Origin of the sequence: Streptomyces marokkonensis (genome assembly GCF_008312835.1) — a bacterium.
GTDB lineage: Bacteria > Actinomycetota > Actinomycetes > Streptomycetales > Streptomycetaceae > Streptomyces > Streptomyces marokkonensis_A.
Genome location: NZ_VSKS01000009.1, coordinates 165,101 through 191,571, shown reverse-complemented (window position 1 = coordinate 191,571; position 26,471 = coordinate 165,101). Strand labels below are relative to the sequence as shown.

Annotated in this window: 19 protein-coding genes; 8 read left to right on the top strand and 11 right to left on the bottom strand. The window is 72.6% G+C overall.

Annotation, left to right across the window (positions count from 1 at the left end; all coding sequences use genetic code 11):
* Window positions 1-77 precede the first annotated feature (77 nt).
* From F1615_RS17895 to F1615_RS17885, 3 genes are all read left to right on the top strand, one after another.
* On the top strand, window positions 78-1,343 hold the full coding sequence (locus F1615_RS17895) for a TolB family protein (RefSeq protein ID WP_149549982.1): 1,266 nt from the start codon (window positions 78-80) through the stop codon (window positions 1,341-1,343).
* 302 nt (window positions 1,344-1,645) lie between these two features.
* Window positions 1,646-3,250, top strand: coding sequence for a citramalate synthase (gene cimA / locus F1615_RS17890; protein ID WP_149549981.1), 1,605 nt, complete (start codon window positions 1,646-1,648; stop codon window positions 3,248-3,250).
* A gap of 94 nt (window positions 3,251-3,344) precedes the next feature.
* Window positions 3,345-4,697: a hypothetical protein gene (locus F1615_RS17885; protein ID WP_149549980.1), complete on the top strand. Its 1,353-nt coding sequence runs from the start codon at window positions 3,345-3,347 to the stop codon at window positions 4,695-4,697.
* A gap of 120 nt (window positions 4,698-4,817) precedes the next feature.
* Here F1615_RS17885 and F1615_RS17880 read toward each other — a convergent pair whose 3' ends face one another.
* A complete protein-coding gene (locus F1615_RS17880; RefSeq protein WP_149549979.1) occupies window positions 4,818-5,426 on the bottom strand; it encodes a YceI family protein in 609 nt (202 codons plus the stop codon).
* 138 nt (window positions 5,427-5,564) lie between these two features.
* Between F1615_RS17880 and F1615_RS17875 the strand changes: the two genes are divergently transcribed.
* Window positions 5,565-6,890, top strand: a complete 1,326-nt coding sequence (locus F1615_RS17875) for a glycosyltransferase (protein ID WP_149549978.1) — start codon at window positions 5,565-5,567, stop codon at window positions 6,888-6,890.
* Window positions 6,891-7,091: 201 nt separating this feature from the next.
* Here F1615_RS17875 and F1615_RS17870 read toward each other — a convergent pair whose 3' ends face one another.
* Complete coding sequence (locus tag F1615_RS17870; RefSeq protein ID WP_149549977.1) at window positions 7,092-7,970, bottom strand: DMT family transporter; 879 nt, start codon at window positions 7,968-7,970, stop codon at window positions 7,092-7,094.
* 25 nt (window positions 7,971-7,995) lie between these two features.
* Window positions 7,996-9,495 carry a hopanoid C-3 methylase HpnR gene (gene hpnR, locus F1615_RS17865; RefSeq protein WP_149549976.1) on the bottom strand — a complete coding sequence of 500 codons (1,500 nt, stop codon included), beginning with the start codon at window positions 9,493-9,495 and terminating at the stop codon, window positions 7,996-7,998.
* Between the two features lie 309 nt (window positions 9,496-9,804).
* Between hpnR and F1615_RS17860 the strand changes: the two genes are divergently transcribed.
* The 4 genes from F1615_RS17860 (at window position 9,805) to F1615_RS17845 (ending at window position 15,428) form a co-directional block, all read left to right on the top strand.
* A complete protein-coding gene (locus F1615_RS17860; RefSeq protein WP_149550058.1) occupies window positions 9,805-10,662 on the top strand; it encodes an SDR family NAD(P)-dependent oxidoreductase in 858 nt (285 codons plus the stop codon).
* 440 nt (window positions 10,663-11,102) lie between these two features.
* Window positions 11,103-13,460: a polysaccharide lyase 8 family protein gene (locus tag F1615_RS17855; RefSeq protein WP_149549975.1), complete on the top strand. Its 2,358-nt coding sequence runs from the start codon at window positions 11,103-11,105 to the stop codon at window positions 13,458-13,460.
* Between the two features lie 154 nt (window positions 13,461-13,614).
* Window positions 13,615-15,198, top strand: coding sequence for an acyl-CoA carboxylase subunit beta (locus F1615_RS17850; protein ID WP_149549974.1), 1,584 nt, complete (start codon window positions 13,615-13,617; stop codon window positions 15,196-15,198).
* Window positions 15,199-15,233: 35 nt separating this feature from the next.
* Window positions 15,234-15,428 (top strand): acyl-CoA carboxylase subunit epsilon, encoded by a 195-nt coding sequence (locus tag F1615_RS17845; protein ID WP_149549973.1) that lies wholly within the window; start codon window positions 15,234-15,236, stop codon window positions 15,426-15,428.
* Window positions 15,429-15,615: 187 nt separating this feature from the next.
* Here F1615_RS17845 and F1615_RS17840 read toward each other — a convergent pair whose 3' ends face one another.
* The 8 genes from F1615_RS17840 to F1615_RS17805 all read right to left on the bottom strand — a co-directional run bounded on the left by F1615_RS17840 (window position 15,616) and on the right by F1615_RS17805 (window position 26,219).
* Window positions 15,616-16,197: a GTP-binding protein gene (locus F1615_RS17840; RefSeq protein ID WP_009314218.1), complete on the bottom strand. Its 582-nt coding sequence runs from the start codon at window positions 16,195-16,197 to the stop codon at window positions 15,616-15,618.
* Window positions 16,178-16,750, bottom strand: a complete 573-nt coding sequence (locus F1615_RS17835; RefSeq protein WP_149549972.1) for a DUF742 domain-containing protein — start codon at window positions 16,748-16,750, stop codon at window positions 16,178-16,180. Before F1615_RS17835 ends, F1615_RS17840 begins: the two co-directional genes overlap by 20 nt.
* 94 nt (window positions 16,751-16,844) lie before the next feature.
* Window positions 16,845-17,258, bottom strand: a complete 414-nt coding sequence (locus tag F1615_RS17830; protein ID WP_004983065.1) for a roadblock/LC7 domain-containing protein — start codon at window positions 17,256-17,258, stop codon at window positions 16,845-16,847.
* A 10-nt stretch (window positions 17,259-17,268) separates the two neighbouring features.
* Window positions 17,269-20,571 carry a sensor histidine kinase gene (locus F1615_RS17825; RefSeq protein ID WP_167533786.1) on the bottom strand — a complete coding sequence of 1,101 codons (3,303 nt, stop codon included), beginning with the start codon at window positions 20,569-20,571 and terminating at the stop codon, window positions 17,269-17,271.
* Between the two features lie 376 nt (window positions 20,572-20,947).
* A complete protein-coding gene (locus F1615_RS17820) occupies window positions 20,948-21,538 on the bottom strand; it encodes a GTP-binding protein (RefSeq protein ID WP_149549970.1) in 591 nt (196 codons plus the stop codon).
* Window positions 21,519-21,914, bottom strand: a complete 396-nt coding sequence (locus F1615_RS17815) for a DUF742 domain-containing protein (RefSeq protein ID WP_004924977.1) — start codon at window positions 21,912-21,914, stop codon at window positions 21,519-21,521. The genes F1615_RS17820 and F1615_RS17815 overlap by 20 nt, the downstream gene beginning before the upstream one ends.
* A gap of 111 nt (window positions 21,915-22,025) precedes the next feature.
* Window positions 22,026-22,439, bottom strand: a complete 414-nt coding sequence (locus F1615_RS17810; protein ID WP_037933198.1) for a roadblock/LC7 domain-containing protein — start codon at window positions 22,437-22,439, stop codon at window positions 22,026-22,028.
* Between the two features lie 9 nt (window positions 22,440-22,448).
* Window positions 22,449-26,219 (bottom strand): sensor histidine kinase, encoded by a 3,771-nt coding sequence (locus F1615_RS17805; RefSeq protein WP_149549969.1) that lies wholly within the window; start codon window positions 26,217-26,219, stop codon window positions 22,449-22,451.
* Between the last annotated feature and the right edge of the window lie 252 nt (window positions 26,220-26,471).

Here is a 26,471-nt window from a genome sequence, read left to right as displayed (position 1 = left end):
GGGGAGCCCCTGGCGCGGGGCCGGGGGAGCGGTGTCCACGGGGACACGGGGAAACGGGGGGAACCATGCGGAGAGTCGTGCGCGGGATGTCCGTCGCGGTGATCGCGGGGGCGACGGTCGTGCTGCCGGCGGCCTCGGCGGTGCCGGCACCGGGGCCGGGGACCGAGCGGGTCACGCTGTCGGCGACGGGGGAGCAGGCCGACGGCGCCGCGTACGGCCCCCGGCTGAGCGCCGACGGCCGGTTCGCTGCCTTCGGCGCGGACGCGTCCAACCTGGTGTCCGGCGACACCAACGGGCTCGGGGACGTCTTCGTGCGCGACCTGCGCGAGGGGACCGTCGAGCGGGTCAGCGTGAGCTCGGACGGCGCGCAGGCCGACGGCGACTCGTCGGCGCTGGGGATCAGCGCCGACGGCCGGTACGTCCTGTTCCGCTCCCGGGCCGGGAACCTGGTGCGCTGGGACAGCCCGCCCATGGACCCCGGGGTGTACGACATCTACCTGCACGACCGGCGCACCGGCCGCACCGAGCGGATCAGCGCCGGTCTCGACGGGGGGTCCGCCCACGCGGGCGGCGCCGTCATGTCGGCGAACGCCCGCCACATCGCGTTCAACGCCAGGGCAGACCGCATGGAGACCGGCGCCGCCGACCTCTTCGGGGCCGTGTACGTCCTCGACCGGCGCACCGGAGCCGTGGAGCGGATCAGCAACCGGAACCGGCCGACCGACCCGGCGCTGCTCGCGGACATCAGCGCGGACGGCACCTTCGTGGCGTACACCCAGACGGTGCCGCGCAGTTCGAACGGCGCGACGTGGGTGCACGACCGCCGCACCGGTACCGAGGAGCGGGTCAACGTCCGGGCGGACGGATCCCCGGCCCCGCGGTACGCCCTGCCCGCCTCGCTCTCCGCCGACGGCCGGACCATCGCCTTCCAGTACTGGGGCGACGACCTCGTCCCGGGCGAGGAGCCCGGGGACGACACCCACCTGTACGTCCGCGACCTGCGTGACGACGTCACCCGGCGCGTCGATCCCGGTCCGGCGGGCGAGTACCGGCCGCAGGAGCCCGTGCTCAGCCCGGACGGCCGGTACGTGGCCTACCGGGCGGAACCGCGCCTCGCGGACGGACGGCTGGGACCGTCCAACGTCTACCTCCGCGACCTGCGCACCGGCAGCACCCGGCTGATCAGCGGGTCCGTCACCTCGGGGCCCGTGACGGACGCCTCCGTGACGGTCTCCTGGCTGGGTGAGGGCGCCCGGCGGATCGGCCTCGGCAGCGCGTCCGCCCAACTCGTCCCGGGCGACACCAACGGCCACCACGACGGCTTCGTCCGCCGCCTGCGCTGAACACCCACCGCCCGCATCCTGAGACGGATCGTGAGCACGGGGGCGGTTTGTGCCAGACTTCCCCCGTGCTCTCGTTCGCCACGATTATTGGCAGCAGGCGCGCCGGTCCGCAGTGACCGCACGTACGACACGGTACGGGCGGACACCGTCGTCCTCGACCCGCGCGCAGACCTCTCGCACCCGCGAGAGGTTTTTCTGTTTCTGGCCCCACCCGCGGCCGGGAACCGGGCGCGAGGGACCATGGGGGAACGGTGGAACCGGTCATTCCGGTAGACCGAGATCAACTCAGGAGCCTTCAGACCATGACCGCAACCAGCGAGCCCGACGACTCGTTCCACGTCTTCGACACCACCCTGCGCGACGGCGCCCAGCGCGAGGGCATCAACCTCACCGTCGCCGACAAGCTGGCCATCGCACGGCACCTGGACGAGTTCGGCGTGGGCTTCATCGAGGGCGGCTGGCCCGGCGCGAACCCACGGGACACCGAGTTCTTCGCCCGCGCCCAGCAGGAGATCGAGTTCCGGCACGCGGCGCTGGTCGCCTTCGGCGCAACCCGCCGCGCCGGTACCACCGCCGAGCAGGACCCGCAGGTCAGGGCGCTGCTCGACTCCGGCGCGCAGGTGATCACGCTGGTCGCGAAGTCCCACGACCGTCATGTGGAGCTCGCGCTGCGCACCACCCTCGACGAGAACCTGGCGATGGTCCGCGACACGGTGTCCTTCCTCAAGGGGCAGGGCCGCCGCGTGTTCGTCGACTGCGAGCACTTCTTCGACGGCTACCGCGCCAACCCCGACTACGCGAAGTCGGTCGTGCGCGCCGCCTCCGAGTCCGGCGCCGACGTCGTCGTCCTGTGCGACACCAACGGCGGCATGCTCCCGGCGCAGATCCAGGCCGTGGTCTCCACCGTCCTCGCCGACACCGGCGCCCGGCTCGGCATCCACGCCCAGGACGACACCGGCTGCGCGGTCGCCAACACCCTCGCCGCCGTCGACGCGGGCGCCACCCACGTGCAGTGCACCGCCAACGGGTACGGCGAGCGGGTCGGCAACGCCAACCTGTTCCCGGTCGTCGCGGCCCTGGAGCTGAAGTACGGCAAGAAGGTCCTCCCGGACGGCCACCTGCGCGAGATGACCCGTGTCTCGCACGCCATCGCCGAGGTCGTCAACCTGACCCCGTCCACGCACCAGCCGTACGTCGGTGTCTCCGCGTTCGCCCACAAGGCGGGCCTGCACGCCTCCGCGATCAAGGTCGACCCGGACCTGTACCAGCACATCGACCCCGAGCGGGTCGGCAACACCATGCGCATGCTGGTCTCCGACATGGCCGGCCGCGCCTCCGTCGAGCTCAAGGGCAAGGAGCTCGGCATCGACCTCGGCGGCGACCGCGAGCTGGTCGGCCGGGTCGTGGAGCGGGTCAAGGAGCGCGAGCTCAAGGGCTACACCTACGAGGCCGCCGACGCCTCCTTCGAGCTGCTGCTCCGCACGGAGGCTGAGGGCAGGCCGCTGACGTACTTCGAGGTCGAGTCCTGGCGCGCCATCGTCGAGGACCGGCCCGACGGCAGTCACGCCAACGAGGCCACCGTCAAGCTGTGGGCCAAGAGCGAGCGCATCGTCGCCACGGCGGAGGGCAACGGCCCGGTCAACGCCCTGGACCGCGCCCTGCGCGTCGCCCTGGAGAAGATCTACCCCCAGCTGGCCAAGCTGGAGCTGGTCGACTACAAGGTCCGCATCCTGGAGGGCAAGCACGGCACGCAGTCGACGACCAGGGTCCTGATCTCCACGTCCGACGGGGCGGGGGAGTGGTCGACGGTGGGCGTCGCGGACAACGTCATCGCCGCGTCCTGGCAGGCGCTGGAGGACGCGTACACGTACGGGCTGCTGCGGGCCGGCGTGGAGCCCGCGGCGTAGGAACCCCGTCATCCGGTTCCGGCAGAGGGGCGTCGGGAAAACCTCTGCCGGTCCAGATGTCCGTTTCCAGCCCGATTCGGGTAGCTTCGAACATATGAAGGCCGCGCTGACGCGTATTCTCGTACGCCTGCTGATCGTGCCGGTGGCCGCCGCTCTGGCGGTCCTGATGGCCGGTGCGCCGGGGGCGCAGGCGGCCACGGACCTCTCGGTCGTCGCCGAGAAGCTCCGCGAGAGCCCCGTCTACGTCGATCCCGAGGCCCGGGACATCCTCGCGCAGTCCGACGCCGAGGCCCTCGCCGACAAGATCGAGGACGCGGACAAACCCGTCTTCGTCGCCGTCCTCCCGGCGGACTACCCGACACAGGACCTCTTCCGGAACCTGCGCACCGAGACCGGCGTCACCGGTCTGTACGGCATCCGGCTCGGCGACGAGTTCGACGCCCGGGCCGACAGCAGCGTGCTGAGCGGGCAGGGCGTGCGGAACCTGGTGGCGTCCGTGCAGGACGCAGGGGACGCCAAGGCCCAGCTCAACGACTTCGTCGACAGCGCGCTGCGCAACATGGGCGGCGGGGCCCCGGGCTCCTGGAGCGACGGGTCCGGTGACGTCCCCGTCGGCGGGCTGATCACCGTCGGCGCGCTGGTGGCGGCCGGCGGCGCGGGTGTGTACGCCGTCTCCCGCCGCAACCGGCGGCGCCACGAGGAGGAGCAGCGGGCCGCGCTGGAGAAGCTGCGGGTGGTGGTGGACGAGGACATCACCGCGTTCGGTGAGGAACTCGACCGCCTCGACTTCCACCCGGGCGAACCCGGCGCGGACGACGCGATGCGCACGGACTACGAGCACGCGCTCGACGCCTACGAGCAGTCCAAGTCGTACATGGCCGCGGCCCGCAAACCGGAGGACGTCCGGGCCGTCACCCAGGCGGTGGAGGACGGCCGCTTCGCCCTGGCCCGGCTCGACGCCCGCCGCGAGGGACGGCCGCTTCCGGAGCGCCGCCCGCCCTGCTTCTTCGACCCGCGGCACGGCCCCTCGGTCGCCGACGCGACCTGGACGCCCCCGGGCGGGGCCGAGCGCACGGTCCCGGTGTGCGCGGCCGACCGGGCCCGCCTCGCCGACGGCGTCGAGCCCGCCGTCCGCGAGGTCGACACCGACTACGGCCGCCGCCCCTACTGGGAGGCCGGCCCCGCCTACGGCCCCTGGGCCGGCGGCTACTTCGGCGGCGGCCTCCTGCCCGGCCTGCTCGTCGGCACCATGCTCGGCGGCATGATGGCCGGCCCCGGCTACGCGGCCGACTACGGCGCGGGCTACGGCGACTTCGGCGGCTACGGGGGCGGCGACGTCTCCGGCGCGGACTTCGACGCCGGGGACTTCGGCGGCGACTTCGGCGGGGGCGGCGGCTTCGGCGGTGGTGACTTCGGAGGCGGGGGCGACTTCGGAGGCGGCTTCTGAGCGCTGCCGCCGCCGGTCCGGGCCCGCGGAGACGCCGGACACGCCGAGCGCCCGCCCCTCCCGTACGGGATGGGTGCGGGCGCGCTCGTGGGTGACGCCCGGTGGGCGCCGTCCCGGCGGTCAGGCGTTGCGGATCGCCGAGATGTCGAAGTTCAGCTTGATCTTGTCGGAGACCAGGACGCCGCCCGTCTCCAGTGCCGCGTTCCAGGTCAGGCCCCACTCGGAGCGCAGGATCTCCGCCTTGCCCTCGAAGCCGACGCGCTGGTTGCCGAAGGGGTCGGTCGCGGCGCCGTTGAACTCGAGGTCGATGGTGAGCGGCTTGGTGGTGCCGAGGATCGTCAGGTCACCGGTGATGCGGTAGTCGTCGCCGCCGAGGGCCTCCGCCCCGGTGGTGCGGAAGGTCATCGTCGGGAACTCGTCCGTCTTGAAGAAGTCCGAGCTCTTGAGGTGGCCGTCGCGGTCGGCGTTGCCCGTCTCGATGCTGTCCATCACCACGTCGATGGTGGCCGTGGACCTGGCCGGGTCGGAACCGTCGAGCTGCAGCGTGCCGGTGAAGTCCTGGAAGCTGCCCTTGACGTTCGTGACCATCGCGTGGCGGGCGACGAAGCCGATCGTGGTGTGCGCCGGGTCGATCGTGTACTCGCCGGTGAGCGCGGCGAGGTCGGGGCTCACCGCGGTGGCGGTGGTCGCGGTGGCGGTCTCGTCGTGCTTGCGGCCGAAGATGCCCATGGTGTTCCTCCCGGGGAGATTACGTTGAATGTTCAACTAACTCAACAAGGCCCACCGTAGACCCATTCCCTTCAAGGTTCAACATCTTTCGGGAGGGTGTCGCGATTGGGCCGGCGGAACGCGTGGTACCCGCTGCTCGTGCCTTCGGTAGCGGTCCTGGTGGAACTGCTGCGGCGCGACACGTCCGGCGGCCAGGTGAAGTGCTGGGAGCACTTCGCGCAGAGCGCGGCCCGCCTCCCTGAACGCGTGCCCATCTGCCCCGAAGGCACACCGCTCGACCTCACCGTCTACTTCCTCGGCGAGCGGGAGCGGGTCGAGCACCTGGCACCGCACGTCCGCCTCGTCATGCTCCGGCCGGTGCTCACCTCGGCGGCGATGCGGTCGGCCGAGGGCGCCGAGGACGTCTGCGACCTCGCCCCCTGGCACCCGCGCCTCGCGGCCCGGCTGCCCCGCCACGACGTCTGGCACCTCACCCACAGTTTCGCCTTCGCCGCCACGGCCGTACGGCTCGACCGCCGGGCTGCCCGCCGGTCCGCCACGCGGCCCCGGCTGATCGCCTCGGTGCACACCGACGTACCGCTGCTGGCCTCCGTCTACGCCCGCTACCTCGCCGGCCGATGGCTGCCCGGCACCCATCCGGCCCTGGACGACCTGCTCGCGGCCCGGGTGGAGAACCGGCTGCGCGGCCGACGCGACCGCCTCCTGGACCGCTGCGAACGCGTGCTGGCCCCGACCCCGGAAGGGCGCGCGGAACTCGGCCGCACCCTCGGCCCCGACCGGGTCGCCGTGCTGCGCCGCGGCATCGACCACGCCCTCTTCCGGCCCGACCCCGGCGCACGAGCCCACCTGGTGCGCGAGTACGGCGTACCGGCCGACCGCCCGCTGGTGCTGTTCGCCGGCCGGCTGGACGCCACCAAGGGCGTACCCCTGCTGACCGGGAGCCTCCGGCTGCTGCGCGCCCGGGGCGGTGCCGCACACCTGGTCACGGCGGGGACGGGCGCCGAGGAGGACGCCGTACGCCGTTCCCTCGGCCCGGACGTCACCCTGCTCGGGCCGCTCCCGCAGGACCGGCTGGCGCGGGTGTACGCGGGCTGCGACATCTTCGCCTTCCCGTCCCGCACGGAGACCAGCGGCAACGTCGTCGCCGAGGCGATGGCGAGCGGACTGGCGGTCGTCCTGCCCGACGGCGCGCACACCACGCGCTGGCTGGCCGCCCCCGGCCGGGACGGCATCGTCGTCCCGGCCGACGACCCGTCGGCCTGGGCGGACGCCCTGCGCCCCCTGGTCGAGCACCCCGCCGCACGGGAGGCGGTACGACGACGCGCCGTGGAGACGTCCAGGACCACCCATCCCACCTGGGACCGTGTACTCGAGGAGGACCTCCTTCCGGTCTGGACGCCCCCGGCCCGCACGCCCCGCCGCGCCGGCTCCCGCACCTCCGAACGCCCGGGGCGTGCGCCGTGACCCGGCCGCGCGCCGCACCGCGGGGCACGCGGCGGCACTCCGGGCGTGGGGCGGCACCCGGAGCCCAGGGCCGCGCGCCTTGGGCCCAAGGCCGCGCGTCTCGGGCCCGGGGCCCGCGCCCCGAGCACGGGGCCCGTGTCTCCGTCGGCGCACCCGTGGGTCCGTGCCGGCCCGCCACCCACGCCCCGCGGCCGGGTCCCGTCACCCGCCGCCGGCCCGGCGCCGCCCGTGTGCCGCCGCGATGACCGGTGACGTGTCCAGGGCCGCGATCCCCGCCGCCACCAGCGCCAGCCCCGCGACCGTGACCGCCGAGACCGGCAGACCCGTGCGGATCGTCTCGTCGAAGAGGACCATGCCCATGGTCACCGCGACCACCGGTTCCGTCGCGTCGAGGACGGTCAGGCTCGCGGCCAGCGGGCCCCGCTGGAACGCGCTCTGGATGAGCAGCAGACCGCCCGCGCTGGCCGCGACGAGCGCGTAGGTCTGCCAGGCGGCCAGGGCCGTGAGCGGCCCGTGCCGGAGCCGGTCCACCGTCGCGGCCAGCAGCACGGACTGGGTGCCCATGACCGCCCCGGCGGCGAGCGCCGTCGCCGAGGCCTGCCAGGGACCCGTCACCACGCGGGCCGCCGCGAGGGCACCGCAGACCACGGCCGCGGTCGCACCGACGGCCAGCAGCCAGGACAGCGGACCGGCCGCCCGCGGGTCGCCGCCGTGCGGGCGGGCGGAGACCAGCGCAAGCGCCAGACCCGCCGCCACCGCCAGCGTGCCGGACCACTCCCGCCGGCCCAGCCGCAGCCGGTGCACCCGTGCCGACAGCGGGACCGCGAAGACCAGCTCGGCGACGATCAGCGGCTGCACCAGGCTCAGCGGCCCGAACGCCAGTGCCAGCGACTGGAATCCGTACGCCACCACGGCGAGCCCGATCCCGCACAGCCACAGCGGATCCCGCGCCAGACGCCGCAGCAGCCGCGCCGTGAGCGCCTCCGTGTCCGGCCGTGCCGACGCCACCCACTGCTGCATCACCCCCGCGACGGCGAAGCACATCCCGGCGGCGAGCGAGGAGAGGACGGCGATGCCCATGGCGGCAACAGCCCCCGGCCGCGGGCTAGTCCGGTGCCCGGCGGGCCGGCGCGCCCTGGGTCCCGCCCCGCGTGTGCACGTAGAGCTTCTGCCGGTCGCCGACGTCGAGGCGCTGCGGGAGCGGCAGCTCGTAGCGGACCGGACGCGCGTGGTCGGCGAGCTGCCGGCGCGGGTTGTACACCTGGTTGAACTTCCACAGCATGCGGGCGAAGTTCGTCTGCCCGTGCGCGAGGTTGCGGGCGAGCACGCGCGCCGCGCCGAACGCCGTGCGCACGCCCAGATGCTTGCGGTTGATGACCGCCTGGGTGCGCACCAGCTCCTCGTAGAAGCGTTCCAGCGGCAGCGTCGTGGGCACCACCGCGTGCTGGATGTCGAAGAGGCGGTAGTCGCGGGTGGTGAGCCGGCGCGACTCGGTGTGCCAGATCTCCGTACCCGGGTACGGCGTCATCACGGTGAAGTGCACGATCTCCGGCACGGCCAGGGCGAACTCCCGCACCACGCGGAAGCGTTCCTCGTCCCAGGCCGGGTCCACGATCAGGTTGATGGCGACCTTGATGCCGAGCCGGCGGGCCGTCTCCAGGGCCTTCAGGTTCTCGTCGGGACTGACCCGCTTGCGGTACAGGTCGAGCCCCTCGGCGTCGATCGCCTCCATCCCGAGGAACATGTAGCGCAGCCCCAGCCGTGCCCACCGCTCGAACACCTCGGGATGGCGCAGCAGGACGTCGGAGCGGGTCTCCAGGTAGTACTGCTTGCGGATGCCGCGCCGCTCCACCTCGGCGGCGATGGCGTTGCCGTGCTCGGGCCGGATGAAGGCCACGTCGTCCACGATGAACACGTTCGGCTCACGGATCCTCGCCAGGTCCTCCGCCGCCCCCTCGGGTGTGGCCTTGCGGTAGCTGCGGCCGTAGAACGTCCACGCCGAGCAGAACGAGCAGTCCCAGGGGCAGCCGCGGGTGAACTCGATCGAGGCGCACGGGTCGAGTTCGCCGATGAAGTAGCGGCGCCGGTTGCGCATCAGGTCACGGGCCGGGAGCGGGGCGTCGATGCTGTGCAGCATCAGCGGCGCGGGGCCGCGTCCGGAGGCCGTGACGACGCCCGGTACGCCGTCCGCGCCGCCGTCGCGCACCGCCTCCAGCAGCGGTCCGACGGCCGTCTCCCCCTCCCCGCGGACCACGGCGTCGACCGCGCCCCGCGCCTGTGCGACGACCTCCTCCGCGACGAAGGAGACGCTGTGCCCGCCGAGGAACACGAAGCAGCCCGGCACCTCCTGCTTCACCCGCGCGGCCAGCGCGATCGCCTCGGGGATGTTCGCCAGGTAGTTCAGGGAGATGCCGAGGGCCTGCGGACGGAAGGACCGCACCTCGTCGCGCAGCCGTCTCACGCCCGTCACCTGGAGGTCGACGACCCGGACCTCGTGCCCGGCCGCACGGGCGGCGCCCGCCACCCGCTCCAGGCCCAGGGGTTCGAGCCGGAGGAAGATCTCGGAGTACATCAGGGCGCTGGGATGGACGAGCAGCAGACGCATGGGTGACCTCGTCGCGAGGGGCCGGACGGACCGGGTACGGAAGGGTGTCCCCTTCGTAACCCGGCCGAGCCGGCCGCGTACGTCCCATTGGCCCGGCTGGGCGCATCCCTGGCACGCAGGAGTGGTCCTGCGGCGCGGCGCACCGGCCCCGCGCGGAGCCCGGGTGCCGCCCGCTGACCGGGGAAGCGGCGGGCGCCGGACCGGGCGGGCCCGCCCGGTCGAGCGGGCTCCAGCACTGGCGGGGTCCGGCGGACCGGGGGTGTCCTGGATGACGAGGACCCGCAGCGACAGCGCATGGGAGACCGTCTCGTGACCACCACCGGCTCCGGCTCCACCTACGACCCTCCGGCGGACCCCGCGCGCGGTGCCGCCGCCTCCGCCTCGGCGCCGGCGTCGGCGCGCGGACACGGGCCGCCGCGCACGGACCGCCGCGTCGCCCTCGTCACCGGCGCGTCCTCCGGCATCGGCGCGGCCACCGCGCGGCGCTTCGCCGCGGGGGGCTGGCAACTGCTGCTCAGCGGGCGGGACCGGCGCCGGCTCGAGGAGACGGCGGCCGGTACCCCGGCGGTCCTCCTGCCCGCCGACCTCGCCGCCCCGGACGGGGCGCGGCTGCTGGCGCAGGCCGCGCTGCGGGAGAGCAGCCGGATCGACGTCCTGGTCGCCGGGGCCGGCATCGGCTGGGCGGGGCCGTTCCTGAGCATGCCGCACACCGACATCGACCGGGTGCTGTTCCTGGACCTCAACGCCACGCTGCACCTCGTGCGCGAGGTGCTCCCCGCCATGGTGGCGGCCGGCCGGGGCCGGGTGGTGCTCGTCGGCTCGGTGGCCGGCTGTGTGGGCGTGCGGGAGGAAGCGGTGTACTCCGCCGCCAAGGCGGGACTCGCCGCGTTCGCCGAGGCGCTCCGTCAGGAACTGCGCGGTACGGGGGTGGGGGTGACCCTCGTCGTGCCCGGCCCCGTCGAGACGGGCTTCTTCACCCGCCGCGGCAGGCCGTACCACCGCGCCCACCCCCGCCCCACCTCGCCCGGCCGGGTCGCGGCCGCCGTCTGGGACGCCGTCTCCCAGGCCCGCGACGACACCTACGTCCCCGGCTGGCTGACCCTCCCCGCCCGGGTACGCGCCCTCGCCCCGAATCTCTACCGCACCCTCCTCAACCGCTTCGGCTGACCCCACGGCCCCGCCTCGGGAGCCACGCCGAGCGCCAACCGTCCGCGCCGCGTGCCCGGTCGCCGCGCACCGGCGGCAGCGTGCGCCCGGCCGGTCAGGGGCGGTGACCTGCCCACCGGCCCCCGGAGCACCGCGCCGGCGCGGTCCCGGCGGGCGGCCGACGCAGCCGTCTGGGAAGGGCACCGGCGCCGAATCCCCGGCCGCCTGCGCCCGTACCGCCTGCCGCGGGGCTCCGCGCCGCCCGGGCGGGCCGGTGCCAGCGGGATCCGGCCGGCTCGTCCCGGTCGAGGAGCTTGGCCGCCGGTCCGTCGGCGGTGCGGGGCCCGTGGGGGAGTGACCGGACGTTCCCGGAGCGGGCTGCCGGGGCGCGGGCGGGCCCGTTGGACGCGCGTCCCGGCTGTCCGCGCGGGTAGAGTCCCCCCGTTCGCACCGTGGAGGGCATGGACGTGACACGTGGGCGCCGGCCGGTGCCGGGTCCGACCCGGCGTGCGCTCCTCATGGCCGGGACCGTGCTCGCGGCGGGCGGTGGCGCGGCACCCCCGGCGCCCGCCGGCAGCCGTCCGGGCCCCGCGCCGGACCCCTACGACACGCTCCGCCGACGCTGGCTGGACCTCGGCCTCGGCACGGGCTACGACCCCGCCGCCGAGCCGTACGCCTCCCGGCTGGCCGAGACCGGGGAGCGGGCCCGGGCCTTCCGGGACGCCATGCGGCCCGCGCCCGACGCCCTCTGGCCCGGCCACCCCTTCGACCCGCCCACCGGCATCACCCTCAGCCACAGCCGGCTGTGGACCATGACCCGGGCGTACGTCCAGCGGGGCACCGGCCTCACCGGCGACCCCGGACTGCTCGCCGACATCCTGCGCGGCCTCGACCACCTCTCCGCCACCGCCTACCACCCCTCCGTCACGCCGTACGGCAACTGGTGGGAGTGGCAGATCGGCAGTCCCCACCTCCTGACCGACATCGTCGCCGCCCTGTACGACCAGGCGGGTCCCGGCCGGATCGGCGCGGCCTGCGCGGCCGTCGACCACTTCGTCCCCGACTCCCTGCTCGCCGACTACTCCGGCACCTCCACCGGCGCCAACCGCGTCGACCTGTGCCGCGGCGTCGCCCTGCGCGGCATCCTCGGCCGCGCCCCCGAGAGGATCGCCCTCGCGCGGGACGCGCTCTCCCCGGTCTTCCCCCATGTCACCGAGGGCGACGGCCTCTACGCCGACGGCTCGTTCGTGCAGCACACCTGGGTCGCCTACTCGGGGACGTACGGACAGGTCCTCCTCGACGGGCTCGGCCGGCTCCTCGCCCTGCTCGCCGGCTCCGCCTGGGAGATCACCGACCCCCTGCGCCAGAACGTCCTCGACGGCGTCGAGCACGCCTACGCCCCGTTCCTCCACGACGGCCTCGTCATGGACAGCGTCAACGGCCGCGCCATCAGCCGCGGTTTCCTCACGTCCGACGACCGGCACATCATGCGCTCCGACCACTTCCACGGCGGACAGCTCATCGCGGCCATCGCCCTCCTCGCCGAAGGCGCGAGCCGCGCGGAGCGCGAGCGCTGGCACGCGCGCGTCAAGGGCTGGATCGAACGCGACACCGTCTCCCCGATCCTGACCGCCCGCCAGTACGACGTGGCCGACCTGGCCCGGCTGCACGCCATCGCCGCCGCACCGCTCCCCGCCGCGCCCGAACCCGTCGGCCACCGCCTCTTCCCCGCCATGGACCGCGCCGTGCACCGCCGGCCCGGCTTCACCGTGAACATCGCCATGGCCAGCGACCGCATCGCCCACTACGAGTGCGGCAACGGCGAGAACCCGCGCGGCTGGCACACGGGCTCCGGAATGGTCTCCTGGTGGACGCCCGGCCACGGCGACCAGTACACGGACTGGTTCTGGCCCACCGTCGACTGGTACCGCCTGCCCGGCACCACCGTCTCCACCCGCCGCCTTCCCGACCGGGCCGGCGGCGAGTGGGGCGAGCCGAAGCCGGACGTGCGCTGGGTCGGCGGCACCACCGACGGCGAGTACGCGGCGATCGGCCAGCACCTCAAGGGCCTCGGCTCGACCCTCGACGCCCGCACGTCCTGGTTCTGCGTCGCGGACGCGGTGATCTGCCTCGGCGCCGGCATCACCTGCGCCGACGGCGTCCCGGTCGAGACGGTCGTCGACAACCGCAACCTGGGGGAGTCCGGCGCCCCGGCCCTGACCCGCGGCCCCCGCTGGGCCCACCTGGAGGGCCACGGCGGCTGGCTCGTCCTCGACGGCGACCTGCGGACGCTGCGCGAGGACCGCACCGGTGCCTGGTCCGACATCAACACCACCAGCACCACGGAACGCCGCACCCGCCGCTGGCAGACCCTCTGGCTGGACCACGGCACGGACCCCACCGACGCCGCCTACGCCTACGTCCTGCTGCCCGGCGCCTCCCGTCACGAGGTCACCCGCCGCGCCGCCGATCCGTACTGGCTGAGGATCCTCGCCAACGACGGAACCTGCCAGGCCGTCACCGTCCCCTCCCTCGGCCTCACCGCCGCCAACTTCTGGCAGCCGGGCACCGCCGGACCGCTCACCGCCGCCTCCCCGGCCGGTGTGCTGCTCCGCCGCCACGGCCGTACCGCTACCCTCTGCGTGAGCGAGCCGACCCGAACGGGTCAACCGGTGGAGATCGTCTGGGACCATCCGGTGCGGGCGGTGCCGAAGGCCCCGGACTCCGTGGAAATCCTGGCCACCGGCCCCCGGTTGCGGCTCCGCGTCACCCCGGGGGAGGCATGCGCCACGCATGAATGTGAGGTGGCTCTCAGATGACGTCTTTGTGTGACCCCTACAAGGCGGAAGCCCTCTGAGCAGTCAGAACGTCCCCCTGCCCCCATGGTTCTGTTCAGTGGTACCAGGAAAACGCCCCGGAGACTGTGAGGAGTCGACGGCTCGCAATCCCCGGTGCGCTTCGTAAGGTCACTACATGACCGTTTTGGATGAGGCGCCGGGTGAGCCGACCGACGCGCGCGGACGCGTGGCCGAACTGCACGAGATCCGTGCCCGGGCACTGGCCGGCCCGAGTGAGAAGGCGACGGCGGCGCAGCACGCCAAGGGCAAGCTGACCGCGCGGGAGCGCATCGAACTCCTGCTGGACCCCGGCTCCTTCCGTGAGGTCGAGCAGCTGCGCCGGCACCGGGCCACCGGCTTCGGTCTGGAGGAGAAGAAGCCCCACACCGACGGTGTGATCACCGGCTGGGGCACGGTCGAGGGCCGCACGGTCTTCGTCTACGCCCATGACTTCCGGATCTTCGGCGGCGCGCTGGGCGAGGCCCACGCCACGAAGATCCACAAGATCATGGACATGGCCATCGCGGCCGGGGCGCCCCTGGTGTCGCTGAACGACGGCGCCGGCGCCCGCATCCAGGAGGGTGTCTCCGCCCTCGCCGGTTACGGCGGCATCTTCCAGCGCAACACCAAGGCCTCCGGCGTCATCCCGCAGATCAGCGTGATGCTCGGCCCGTGCGCCGGCGGCGCGGCCTACAGCCCCGCCCTCACCGACTTCGTGTTCATGGTCCGTGACACCTCGCAGATGTTCATCACCGGCCCCGACGTCGTCAAGGCCGTCACGGGCGAGGAGATCACCCAGAACGGGCTCGGCGGCGCGGACGTGCACGCCGAGACCTCCGGCGTGTGCCACTTCGCCTACGACGACGAGGAGACCTGCATCCACGAGGTGCGCTACCTCCTCTCCCTCCTCCCGCAGAACAACCGTGAGAACCCGCCCCGCGTGGAGTGCTCCGACGCCGCGGACCGCCGTGGCGACGTCCTGCTCGACCTGGTGCCGGCCGACGGCAACCGGCCGTACGACATGGCGAAGGTGATCGAGGAGATCGTCGACGACGGTGAGTACCTGGAGGTCCACGAGCGCTGGGCGCGGAACATCATCTGCGCGCTGGCCCGGATGGACGGTCAGGTCGTCGGCATCGTCGCCAACCAGCCCCAGTCGCTGGCGGGCGTGCTGGACATCGAGGCGTCCGAGAAGGCCGCCCGCTTCGTGCAGATGTGCGACGCCTTCAACATCCCGATCCTCACCTTCCTGGACGTCCCCGGCTTCCTCCCGGGCGTCGACCAGGAGCACGGCGGCATCATCCGCCACGGCGCGAAGCTGCTGTACGCGTACTGCAACGCCACCGTGCCGCGGATCTCGCTGATCCTGCGCAAGGCCTACGGCGGCGCCTACATCGTCATGGACTCCCAGTCCATCGGCGCCGACCTCACCTACGCCTGGCCGACGAACGAGATCGCCGTGATGGGCGCCGAGGGTGCGGCCAACGTCATCTTCCGCCGGCAGATCGCCGAGGCCGAGGACCCCGAGGCCATGCGCGCCCGCATGGTCAAGGAGTACAAGTCCGAGCTGATGCACCCCTACTACGCCGCCGAGCGCGGTCTGGTCGACGACGTCATCGACCCGGCCGAGACCCGCGAAGTGCTGATCCGTTCGCTGGCGATGCTGCAGACCAAGCACGCCGATCTGCCGTCGCGCAAGCACGGCAACCCGCCGCAGTAACCCGGCGGACATCTTCCCCAGGGAGACTGAGAGCCATGAGCACACCTGACATCCGTGTCGAGAAGGGCCACGCCGGGCCGGAGGAGGTCGCCGCGATCACGGCGATCCTGCTGGCCCGCGCGGCCACCCCGCCCGCCGCCACGGCTCCGGCCCACCGGGGCCGCGGACGGGCCGGCTGGCGCCGCCTGGAGCGCGAGAACGGCTTCCGGGCCCCCCACAGCTGGCGCTGAGCTGAAACGAGGAAGGGCCCCTCCACAAACACAAGGAGGGGCCCTTCCTCATACCCCGGTGGGGCCTCACCCAGGGGCGCGGGGAACCGCGCGACCGGCCAAGGACCTGCCCGCACACGGCATGCGACAGCCCCCGGCAGCCCAGTGGCCGCAGGGGGCTTGCATGCCGCGGTGCGACAGGGTGCCGTCAGCGGAGACGAGCCATCAGGGCGTGCTCCACGAGCGTGATCAGCGCCGACTTCGCGTCGGCACGGTGCCGCGCGTCCGTCGTGATGATCGGGGTGTCGGGGCCGATCTGCAGCGCCTCCCGGACCTCGTCCGGGTTGTACGGCTGCTGGCCGTCGAAGCCGTTCAGCGCGATCACGAACGGCAGCCCGCTGTTCTCGAAGTAGTCCACCGCGGGGAAGCAGTCCGCCAGCCGGCGCGTGTCCACGAGAACGATCGCGCCGATGGCGCCGCGCACCAGGTCGTCCCACATGAACCAGAAGCGGTCCTGACCGGGCGTACCGAACAGGTACAGGATCAGGTCCTGGTCCAGGGTGATACGGCCGAAGTCCATGGCCACCGTGGTGGTGGTCTTGTCCCCGGTGTGGGTGAGGTCGTCGATGCCTGCCGAAGCAGACGTCATGACGGCCTCCGTGCGCAGCGGGTTGATCTCCGAAACGGCCCCGACGAACGTGGTCTTGCCCACGCCGAAGCCACCCGCCACCACGATCTTCGCCGAGGTGGTGGAGCGGGAAGGACCGCCGCTAGAGCTTGCGAAGTCCACTGAGCACCCTTTCGAGCAGTGTCACGTCTGGCTGGCCGCCGGCGCTCTCGTCGCCGCCGGGCTGATGGATGGCGACCAGTCCCGCCTCCGCCAAGTCGGCGACGAGGATCCTGGCCACGCCGAGAGGGATGGTCAGCAGGGCCGAGATCTCGGCCACCGACTTGATTTCCCGGCACAGATTGCAGATCCGCTGATGCTCGGGCAGCTGGCCCTGCATCTGGTGCGGCTGCGCGGTGGTGTGCACCAGCGCCTCGATGGCGAGCTGGTAGCGCGGCCTGGTGCGGCCGCCCGTCATCGCGTACGGGCGCACCAGGGGATTGTTCGCCGCCCCCGCGGGCGACGGCTCGGGTGTTCGGCGCTGCGGCTGCACCGGCTGGATACGCGGGGCGTGCGGCTGGTCGTACGGCGAGGGGCCGGGGCCCTGCGGCGCGTACGGCTGCCGGTGGTTGGGGGCGGAGGGGTAGCCGTACCCGCTCTGGGCACCGTCGTTCTGGCCCTGTGCGGGACCGTACGACCAATTGCCCGACGACGAACCGCCTGGGGGTGTTGCCACTTTCTCCTCCTCCGACTGTGCCTGGCACCCATCTCTGTGGAGCCGCGTCCCGAAACCTTACGGCCCCGGGGCGCCAAACCGCACCGTCCGTCCTTCAGTTGAGAAGGCTCCCTTGGAGCTCCGCGCGAAGGTCCGGCGTCAGGACCGTACCGGCCCGGTCGACCAGAAGGGCCATCTCGTACCCAATGAGGCCGATGTCCGCCTCCGGATGTGCGAGTACGGCAAGCGACGAACCGTCGGAAATGGACATGATGAACAGGAATCCCCGCTCCATCTCCACAACCGTCTGGTTCACGCTGCCGCCCTCGAAGATCCGGGAGGCGCCTGCCGTCAGAGACGTCAGACCGGAGGCGACGGCCGCGAGCTGGTCGGCGCGGTCACGGGGAAAGCCTTCGGACATCGCCAGAAGGAGTCCGTCGGCGGAGACCACCACCGTGTGGGACACCCCCGGGGTGTTGTCCACGAAGTTGGTGATCAACCAGTTCAGGTTCTGTGCCGCCTGGCTCATCGGGCTCACACTAACGCTCCTGGTTGTAGGTGCTGTCAGGACCGAAGCCCTGGCCGTTCGTTTCACTGCCCGCGCTGCGGCCACGCTGGACACCGCGACGCAGGTTGCTCAGCCTGCCCCGGACGTCCTCCGGGGCGCGGGAGACCTGGGGGCCTCCCTGGGGGGTGGTTTCGGCGGCTCCCTGGACCAGATTGGCCTTGGGGACCCGTCGCGGCAGACCGGAGGGGGTCACTCCGCCCGCCTTGGGCTTCCGCAGCGCCGAGGCCTGCTGCCAGCGCTCGTCGTTGGCCGAGCGCCAGTCGCCGTCGCCGTTGCTCTGCGGGGTGGAGGCCGGCTGCTCCTGGTCCACGCGCCGTGCGCCGCCCGTCCCGTTCGCACCGCTCGCGGTGGATCCGCGACGGGGAAGCCCGGCGTCGGTCAGGCCGTGGCCCTCGGAGGCACCCGCCCCCGGACGGTCGAAGCCTACGCTGTCCTGCTCACGTACGTCAGCGGCCTGCGTGGATTCCGGCTCCGGGGCCTGAGCAGGGTACTGGGCCGGGTAGCCGTTCCGGTAGGCGTCCTGCTGCGGCCAGTCGTCCTCCCGGCGCCGCTCGGAGAAGTCCGGGAAGGCGTCGGAGGCACCCGCCGCCGCGTGGCCGCCCTGGGCCGGCTCCGCGTAGGAGGTGTCCTGGTAGGCGCCGTTGGACGAGAAGGAGTCGTTCTGCGGCAGGTGTCCGTTCTGCGCGTAGTAGCCCTCGCCGTACGCCGGCTGCTGCTGATCGTCGTAGGCCGTCTGCTGCCCGTTGTCGTACGCCTGCTGGTCGTACCCGGCGCTCTGCTGCTGCTCCTGGTAGCCGCCGTCGAAGCCCTGGCCCTCGGCGTAGCCGCCCTGGCCGTTGCCGTCGTAACCCTGGCCGTTGTCGTAGCCCTGCGGGGCGGCGAACTCGTCCTGGTAGCCGGACGCCCCGGGAGTCTCCCGGGCGTCCGCGGTCGGCTCGGGCTGCTCGGGCTGCGACTCCAGGGCCGCCCGGCGCTCCTCGCGCATCAGGGAACGGCCGACGGGGTCCAGGTCCCGGATGTCGTCCGGGACCTCCGAGTAACGGCTGTCGTCGAAGCCCAGCTCCGCGGCGGTGCGCAGCGGCTGGTGGTTGAAGTTCTCACCCTGGAGGTGCTGCTCCGGGATGATCTGCGAGACCGTGAACTCGTCGCGCTCCGCCGGCTGCTCGCCGCCACCGCCGTGGGTGATCGCGTCCGGCAGCATGACCAGCGAGGTGGTGCCGGCCTGCTCGCCCGAGGGGCGCAGCTGGACCCGGATGCCGTGCCGGTCGGACAGCCGGCCGACCACGAACAGACCCATGCGCTGCGAGATCGCGGCGTCCACGGTCGGCGGGTTGGCCAGCTTGTGGTTGATGTCCGCGAAGTCCTCGGCGGTGAGGCCGATGCCCTTGTCGTGGATCTCGATCATCACGCGGCCGTCGGGGAGACGGGTCGCGGTGACGCGGACCTTGGTCTGCGGGGAGGAGAACGTCGTGGCGTTCTCCAGCAGCTCGGCGAGCAGGTGCACGAGGTCGGTCACCGCGCGGCCGTGGATCTCGGCCTCGGGGACGCCGGACAGCTCGATGCGCTCGTACTGCTCCACCTCGGAGGAAGCGGCGCGCAGCACGTCGACCAGCGGCACCGGCTGGTCCCAGCGGCGGCCGGGCTCCTCGCCCGCGAGGACCAGGAGGTTCTCGCCGTTGCGGCGCATACGGGTGGCCAGGTGGTCCAGGCGGAAGAGGTTCTCGAGCTGGTCCGGGTCGGCCTCGTTGTTCTCCAGGTCGGTGATCAGGGTCAGCTGGCCCTCGATCAGCGACTGGTTGCGGCGCGAGAGGTTGGTGAAGATCGCGTTGATGTTGCCCCGCAGCAGGGCCTGCTCGGCGGCGAGCCGGACGGCCTCGCGGTGGACCTGGTCGAAGGCGCGGGCGACCTCGCCGATCTCGTCCGTGGAGGAGATCGGGATCGGCGCGACCTTGGTGTCGACCCGGCCGGGGTCGGTACGGGAGAGCTGGTCGACCAGCATCGGCAGGCGCTGTTCGGCGATGCCGAAGGCGGCGTTGCGCAGCTGGCGCATGGAGCGGCTCATCTGGCGGGCCACCATGCCGGCCAGGATGAACGCGGCGAGCAGGGCGACCACCACGGCGGCACCGGTGATGAAGGCGTCGCGCTGGGCGTCGTCGGCGATCTGGGAGGCCTCGTCCACCGCGGAGTCGGCCAGATCCGACTCGATCTCGCGGTAGCCGTCGAACTTGAGGGTGTTCACGGCCCACCAGTTGGCGGGGGTGATGCCCTTCGAGGCGAGTTCGGCACGCGCGGAGGCGTCCGTGGAGGGGAGGCGGCCGAGTTCGGAGATCATCGTCTCCGGCTTGGCGGGCGGCGGGACGTAGTCCGGGTCCTGCTCCTTGGCCGCCTTGGCCATGGCCGCGCCCTCGGCCTGGATCTCCTGCGCGGTCTGCTCCAGCTTGGCCGCGTCGGCCTCGGTGCCACCGCCCTTGTACTCCTCGATGGCGATGCCCTCGAGGTAGGCGTACGAGGACAGGGCCACCCGCTGGCTGGCGAGCTGGCTGTCGGTCGGGCCCGGCTTCACCAGCAGGTGCATGCCGATGGAACGCTCGAGGGACAGCGCCGCCTTGGTCAGGGAGATCGCGTAGACCGTACGTCCGTAGCTGGTGATGTTGCCGGTGCCGAGACCGAGTTCGTTGGCGAACTCCATCAGGGGGTGGGCGACGGCGACGTAGCCCTCCTCCGTCTGCACGCCCTTGAGCTTGGAGGTGTACGCGGCGGCGCGCAGCGTGGTCAGCTGGGGCTCGGCCTCGCGGAACAGCTTCAGCCGGCGCTCCAGGCCGGGCTTGGCCGGCATGCTCTGCGTGGCCTCGTCGAAGGCGTCGGCCGCTTTGTCCGTCGCGGCACGCGCCTTGGTGACGTCCGGGTCGGACTGGCCCTTGCCCTGCAGCAGCGGGACCGCGGTGACGTCGCGTTCGTTGTAGAGGGCGTTGGCGTAGGTGAGGGAGGCACGCACCAGACGCGCGGTGTTCTCCGCGTCCTCGGCCTCGTTCCAGGTGTCGATCGAGCTCTTCACCTGGAAGCCGCCCATGACGAGGCCGACCAGCACGGGTATGAGCAGGATCGCGTTCAGCCTGGTCGCCACCCGCCAGTTGCGCGGGGACATGCGACTTCCGCTCGGGGCGGGCGCGGCCGTGGACTGGGGGCCGGGCACAGGGGCGGGCGCCGCTGTGCGCGGCGGCGGCGTGAAGTTGCCCCGGGCCGACGGCTCGGGACTGTTCTTGCTTCGCCTCACTCGACCAACAACCTCTCGGCGGTCGGCACCTTCGTCGTGCCGCGGTGTCTCAGAGCCCGGCATGCCATCGACTACTGAGTACGTCTTTGACCAATGGGCAGTTCAGGCATTCCAGCATGCCGACCAGCGCTCTTCCAAACATGGGAAGGCGGGGAATCCGAGTGATGTAAGTCCTAGATAAAACGGTCATAAGGAGCGAGCTCCGGCAAAAGGCAAGCCGTTCGTGCGCACAGCGATACCGCGTGACCGCGTCCCGTGTCGGCCTCACCCGATTCCTCTGCCGAAACGTTATGAACACCGGGGCCGGCGGTGTCAAAGGACACAGCCGGCACCGGTACGTCTACGACAACCGCGGTGTGCCGCTTCTGTTCTGGCCCTACCTGAGACGCGCCATGAGAGCGTGTTCGACCAGCGTGATCAGCGCACTCTTCGCATCCGCGCGGTGCCGGGCGTCTGTCGTGATGATCGGGGCGTCGGGCCCGATCTGCAGCGCCTCGCGCACCTCCTCGGGAGTGTACGGCTGCTGGCCGTCGAAGCCGTTCAGCGCGATCACGAACGGCAGCCCGCTGTTCTCGAAGTAGTCCACCGCGGGGAAGCAGTCCGCCAGCCGGCGCGTGTCCACCAGGACCACCGCGCCGATGGCGCCGCGCACCAGGTCGTCCCACATGAACCAGAAGCGGTCCTGACCGGGCGTACCGAACAGGTACAGGATCAGGTCCTGGTCCAGGGTGATACGGCCGAAGTCCATGGCCACCGTGGTGGTGGTCTTGTCCCCGGTGTGGGTGAGGTCGTCGATGCCTGCCGAGGCAGACGTCATGACGGCCTCCGTGCGCAGCGGGTTGATCTCCGAGACGGCGCCGACGAACGTGGTCTTGCCCACGCCGAAGCCGCCCGCCACCACGATCTTCGCGGACGTGGTGGCACGGCTTTCGGAGACCGCCCCACCGCTAGAGCTTGCGAAGTCCACTGAGCACCCTTTCGAGCAGTGTCACGTCCGGGGCGCCGGTCGTCTCGTCGCCGCCCGGCTGGTGCACGGCGACGAGTCCCGCCTCCGCCAGGTCGGCCACCAGGATCCGGGCAACACCCAGCGGCATGTTGAGCAGCGCCGAGACCTCGGCGACCGACTTCACCTCACGGCACAGGTGGCAGATGCGCTGGTGCTCGGGAAGGAGCCCCATGAGCGCTGCCGGGTCGGCCGTCGTACTGATCAGTGCCTCGATGGCCAGCTGATAACGCGGCCTGGTCCGGCCGCCGGTCATCGCATAGGGACGGACCAGCGGCTGGTCGCCCTCGTCCTCGTACGGCTCCGCGTACGGATCATGAGAGGCGGTGGGCGGGGTCATGGATCCTCCGGGCGGGACAGCAAGTCGGTCAGTCAAGCCGTCTGACGAGGCCGGTGGGGGGAATGTGGCGGCCGGACGGTGATTTGGTGAGACGGGTGGTGCCGGGGCCGATCAGTGGAGCAGACTTCCCTGTAGTTCGGCGCGCAGGTCCGGGGTGAGGACCGCCCCCGCGCGGTCCACCAGCAGCGCCATTTCGTAGCCGACGAGGCCGATGTCGCAATCGGGGTGCGCGAGAACGGCCAGGGACGAGCCGTCCGAGACGGACATGAGGAAGAGGAATCCCCGCTCCATCTCGACGACCGTCTGGGCGACGTTGCCGCCTTCGAAGATCCGGGAGGCGCCGGCCGTCAGGGAGGTCAGTCCCGAGGCGACGGCCGCGAGCTGGTCCGCGCGGTCGCGCGGGAAGCCCTCCGACAGCGCCAGAAGGAGGCCGTCGGCGGACACGACGACGGTGTGGGACACCCCGGGGGTGTTGTCCACGAAGTTGGTGATCAACCAGTTGAGGTTCTGTGCCGCCTGGCTCATCGGGCTCAACTAACGCTCCTGCTGGTGAGTGGGCCGCGGGAAGCTGCCGGTCTGGGTGGACCCGGCCTGACGACCCTGTGCGATACCCCGACGGAGATTGGTCAGCCGGCCGCGCACGTCATCGGGGGCGCGCGAGACCTGAGGACCGCTCTGGTGCGACTGCTGCTGAGCCGTACCCGGGACGAGGTTCGCCCTGGGCACCCGCCGCGGCAGGCCGGAGGTGGTGACGCCGCCCGCGGCCGGCTGGCGGACGCGTTCGGCCTGCCGGACCAGCTCGTCGTTGGGCGAGCTGCGCCAGGCGGTGGAGGCGGACCGCTGCGGCCCGGTGGGGCTCTGCGGCTGCGGGGACTGCTGTTGCGGCTGCTGGGGTGCCGGAGCCGAGCCGTTGCCCTGCTCCTGCGCGCCGCCACCCCGGAACCAGTTGGTCTCCAGAGTGTCGTACAGCGGGGTACGGCCGTCGCCGGGTCCGCTCGCCGGCGGCAGCGCCCACGCGTCGGACGCCTCGCGTCCGCCGTCGGGCCGCTGCGCGGGCTCCTGGCGGGCCGGGCGCTGCTGCGGGGCCGGCGGACGCGGGGCGCCGGCGGCGTGCGTGCCGTTCGTCTGCGGACGCTCGAACTGGCCGGTGACGGCCGGGTCCGCGGCCGGACGCTCCGGGATCGAGTACTGACCGGTGGAGCCGTTGTCCTGGCCCGGCGCCGGGTACTGGCCGGTGGAGCCGTTGTCGTAGCCCTGCGGGGCGGGGAACTGGCCCGTCGTGGACGGGTTCTGCCCGCCCGGCCGGCCCTGCGGGGCGCCGAAGATGTCGCCGCGGACGAACTGGCCGGTGTTCTGGCCGCCGTTCGTGTCGGGCTGGGCGTACTGGCCGGAGTTCTGGGCACCGTTCGTGCCGGGCTGGGCGTACTGGCCGGTGTTCTGCGGGTCGGAACCGTAGGAGCCGGTGTTCTGGCGCTCGTCGAACCGGGGGATCTCCGCCGTGGCGCCGGGACCCTGCCGGTCGTCGAACCGCGGCATGGCCGACGTGCGGGAGACGTCCGGCTCCTCGTGCCCGCGCGGGGTGTCCAGCGAGGCGCGCGGCACCGGCGGCTGGGCGTTCTCGTCGCTCCAGCTGGGCACGCGCGGCTGCTGCTGGTCACCGCCGGGCAGCTCGGGCCGCGCGCCACCGCGCGGCGGGAGCTGCGGACGACGGCCGCGCTCGGCGTTGCCGTTGCCCCGCTGCGGGGGCACCTGGCCTCGCGTGCCGCCGAAGCCGTCCGGGTCCTGCTTGCCGGACGAACCGGCGGCCTGCGTCCCCTGCGGGGCGCCGGGCGCCTGGGCGCCGAAGCCGGCGGGTGCGGGACGGCCCTGCGGGGGACCGGCGGGAGCACCCTGGTCGAACAGCGAGGGCGTGGGGTTGCCGGAGGGAGCCTGCGGTCCCCGGCCACCGGGCCGGCCACCGCCGTCCCGCCCGGGCAGCGCGGCCCGCGGACCCTGGGCCGCGCCGAGCCGGCCACCGGGAGCACCGGCACCGAGGGCACCGCCCCCGGACTGGCCGGCACCGGCGGCGCGCCGTGCGGCGGCGGCACCGGCGGCAGCCTGCGCCGCGGCGGGGCCACCGCCGCCCGCGCCGGGCTGACCGGGCTTGCCCTGGGGCTTCTTGCCGCCCTGGGCGACGTCGACGGGCAGCATGACCAGTGCGGTCGTACCACCGGAGTCGGACGGGCGGAGCTGGATGCGGATGCCGTGGCGCTGGGACAGCCGGCCGACCACGAACAGACCCATGCGGCGGGAGACGGAGACGTCCACGGTGGGCGGCGAGGCGAGCCGCTCGTTGATCGCCGCCAGGTCCTCGGGCGACAGGCCGATACCGGTGTCGTGGATCTCGATCAGGACGCGGCCGTCGGGCAGCGCGTGACCGGTGACCTTGACCTTGGTCTGCGGGGAGGAGAACGAGGTCGCGTTCTCCAGCAGCTCGGCGAGCAGGTGCACGAGGTCGTTGACGACCCGGCCGGCCACTTCGGTACTCGGCACGGAGGCCAGCTCGATGCGCTCGTACTGCTCCACCTCGGACGCGGCGGCGCGGAGCACGTCGACCAGCGGGACCGGACGGGTCCACCGGCGGCCGGGCTCCTCGCCCGCGAGGACGAGGAGGTTCTCACCGTTACGGCGCATACGCGTGGCGAGGTGGTCCAGCTTGAACAGCGAGGACAGCTGGTCCGGGTCGGCCTCGCGGGACTCCAGCTCGGAGATCAGCGACAGCTGGCGCTGGATCAGACCCTGGGAGCGGCGCGAGAGGTTGGTGAACATCGCGTTGACGTTGCCCCGCAGCAGGGCCTGCTCGGCGGCGAGGCGGACCGCCTCGCGGTGCACGTCGTCGAAGGCCGCGGCCACCCGGCCGATCTCGTCCCGGGAGTGCACACCGACGGACTCCACGGACGTGTCGACGTCCTGCGGGTCCGCCTCGGACAGCTGCTTGACCAGGTCGGGCAGGCGCTCCTGGGCGACCCTGGTCGCGGTCTCCTCCAGCCGCCGCAGCGAGCGGATCATGGAGCGGGCCACGACGAAGGCGCCGACCAGCGACACACCGAGCACGATCAGGATCAGGGCACCGGAGATGATCGCGTCGCGCTCGGTGGCGCTGCGCAGCTCACGGGCCTTCTGTTCCATCTCCTCGAGCAGCGAGTGCTCGATGTTCTTCATCTGCTGGATCTTGGTGGAGCTGTCGTCCAGCCAGTCGCGGTAGGACCGCGCGCCGACCGAGGAGAGGCCGAACTCCGAGGCCAGCGCACGTCCGGCGTACTCGTCGGTGGCCTTGATCGTGGTGTTGCCCTCTTCGATCGGCAGCAGCAGCTCGGCGGCGGAGGCCTCGCCGTAGATGCTCTTGAAGCTGCGGATCTCGGACTTCTGGCTCGCCAGTGCCGACTCCGCGTACAGCCGGTCGTTCTCGGAGAGCTCGCCCTTGGTCGTGTTGCTCGCGGGCAGTGCGGCGGCGAGGACCGCGCGCTGGATCGAGGCGTATTCCTTGGCGGAGGAGAAGGACGACAGGGCGCGCGTGCGCTGGATCATGTCGGGGTTGCTGGTCGCCTCCGCCATGTCCTGCGAGAGGTCGATCAGGTTCTCGATCAGACGGTGGTAGCCCTCGACGGTCTGGGTCGAGTTCTTCTCCGTCTGGAAGGCCGTGTTGCGGATCTTCGCCAGCTCGCCCAGGTCACCGGCGAGCTGCACCAGGTTGTCGCGGACGCCCTTGAGGTTGCCGTCCTTGCTCGCGGCGTCGATCTCCTCGGAGCTGTCGAGGAAGTTCGCCATCGCGCGGTCGGTCTTCTCGCGGTAGCCCTTGACCGAGAAGTCCGTGCCCTTGCCGCCGTGCGCCAGCGGGCCGGCCGACTGGTCGCGCTCCTCCTGGAGCGCGGCCGCCAGTTCGGTGGCCTGCTTGGTCATGTCCGTCAGCAGCTTCATGTTGTCGAGCTGCTGGATGTCGTCCATCGACTGCTGGATACGCAGCGCGCCGAGCGAGGTGGCCGCGACGACCGGCAGGGCGAGCAGCGACACCAGACGGGTCGAGATGCGCCAGTTCCGCAGGGCTACTCGCGGTCCGGGGCCGGTCGGGCCCCTGGGAGCGGCCGGTGCCGGGGCCGGCGGCGCCGTCGGCGCGGCGGCACCGGGGCGTTCGCCGTTGTTCCCGGGCGTGGCCGGGCCCTGGTTCTGGGCGTGCTGGGGCGAGGAGCTGACGGCCTTGGGGCCAGTCCCGCCCTGCGGCTCCGGCTCCGCCGAAGCGCTGCCATCCCTCTTGAAACGTCCCTGCACTAGCGTCGCAACCTCTGAACCAGGCGCCCCTCCGCGTGAACGGCGAGGCACGGTGTCGGCGTCATAGGGGCGCCCTGAATACGCCCCCGTGGTGGTCGTGAGTGACCGGCGCTGGCTCCCCCTTCTCGGCCGCCACTCGGCGCGTCTGTGCGCCCCCTGTGCGCCGGCTCGATCCCTGCGGCGGTCCGTGGAATTCCAGCACAGTGCAGGATCTCCAACAAGGCCCGTGGCCTTACGCGTGAGATACGTGAC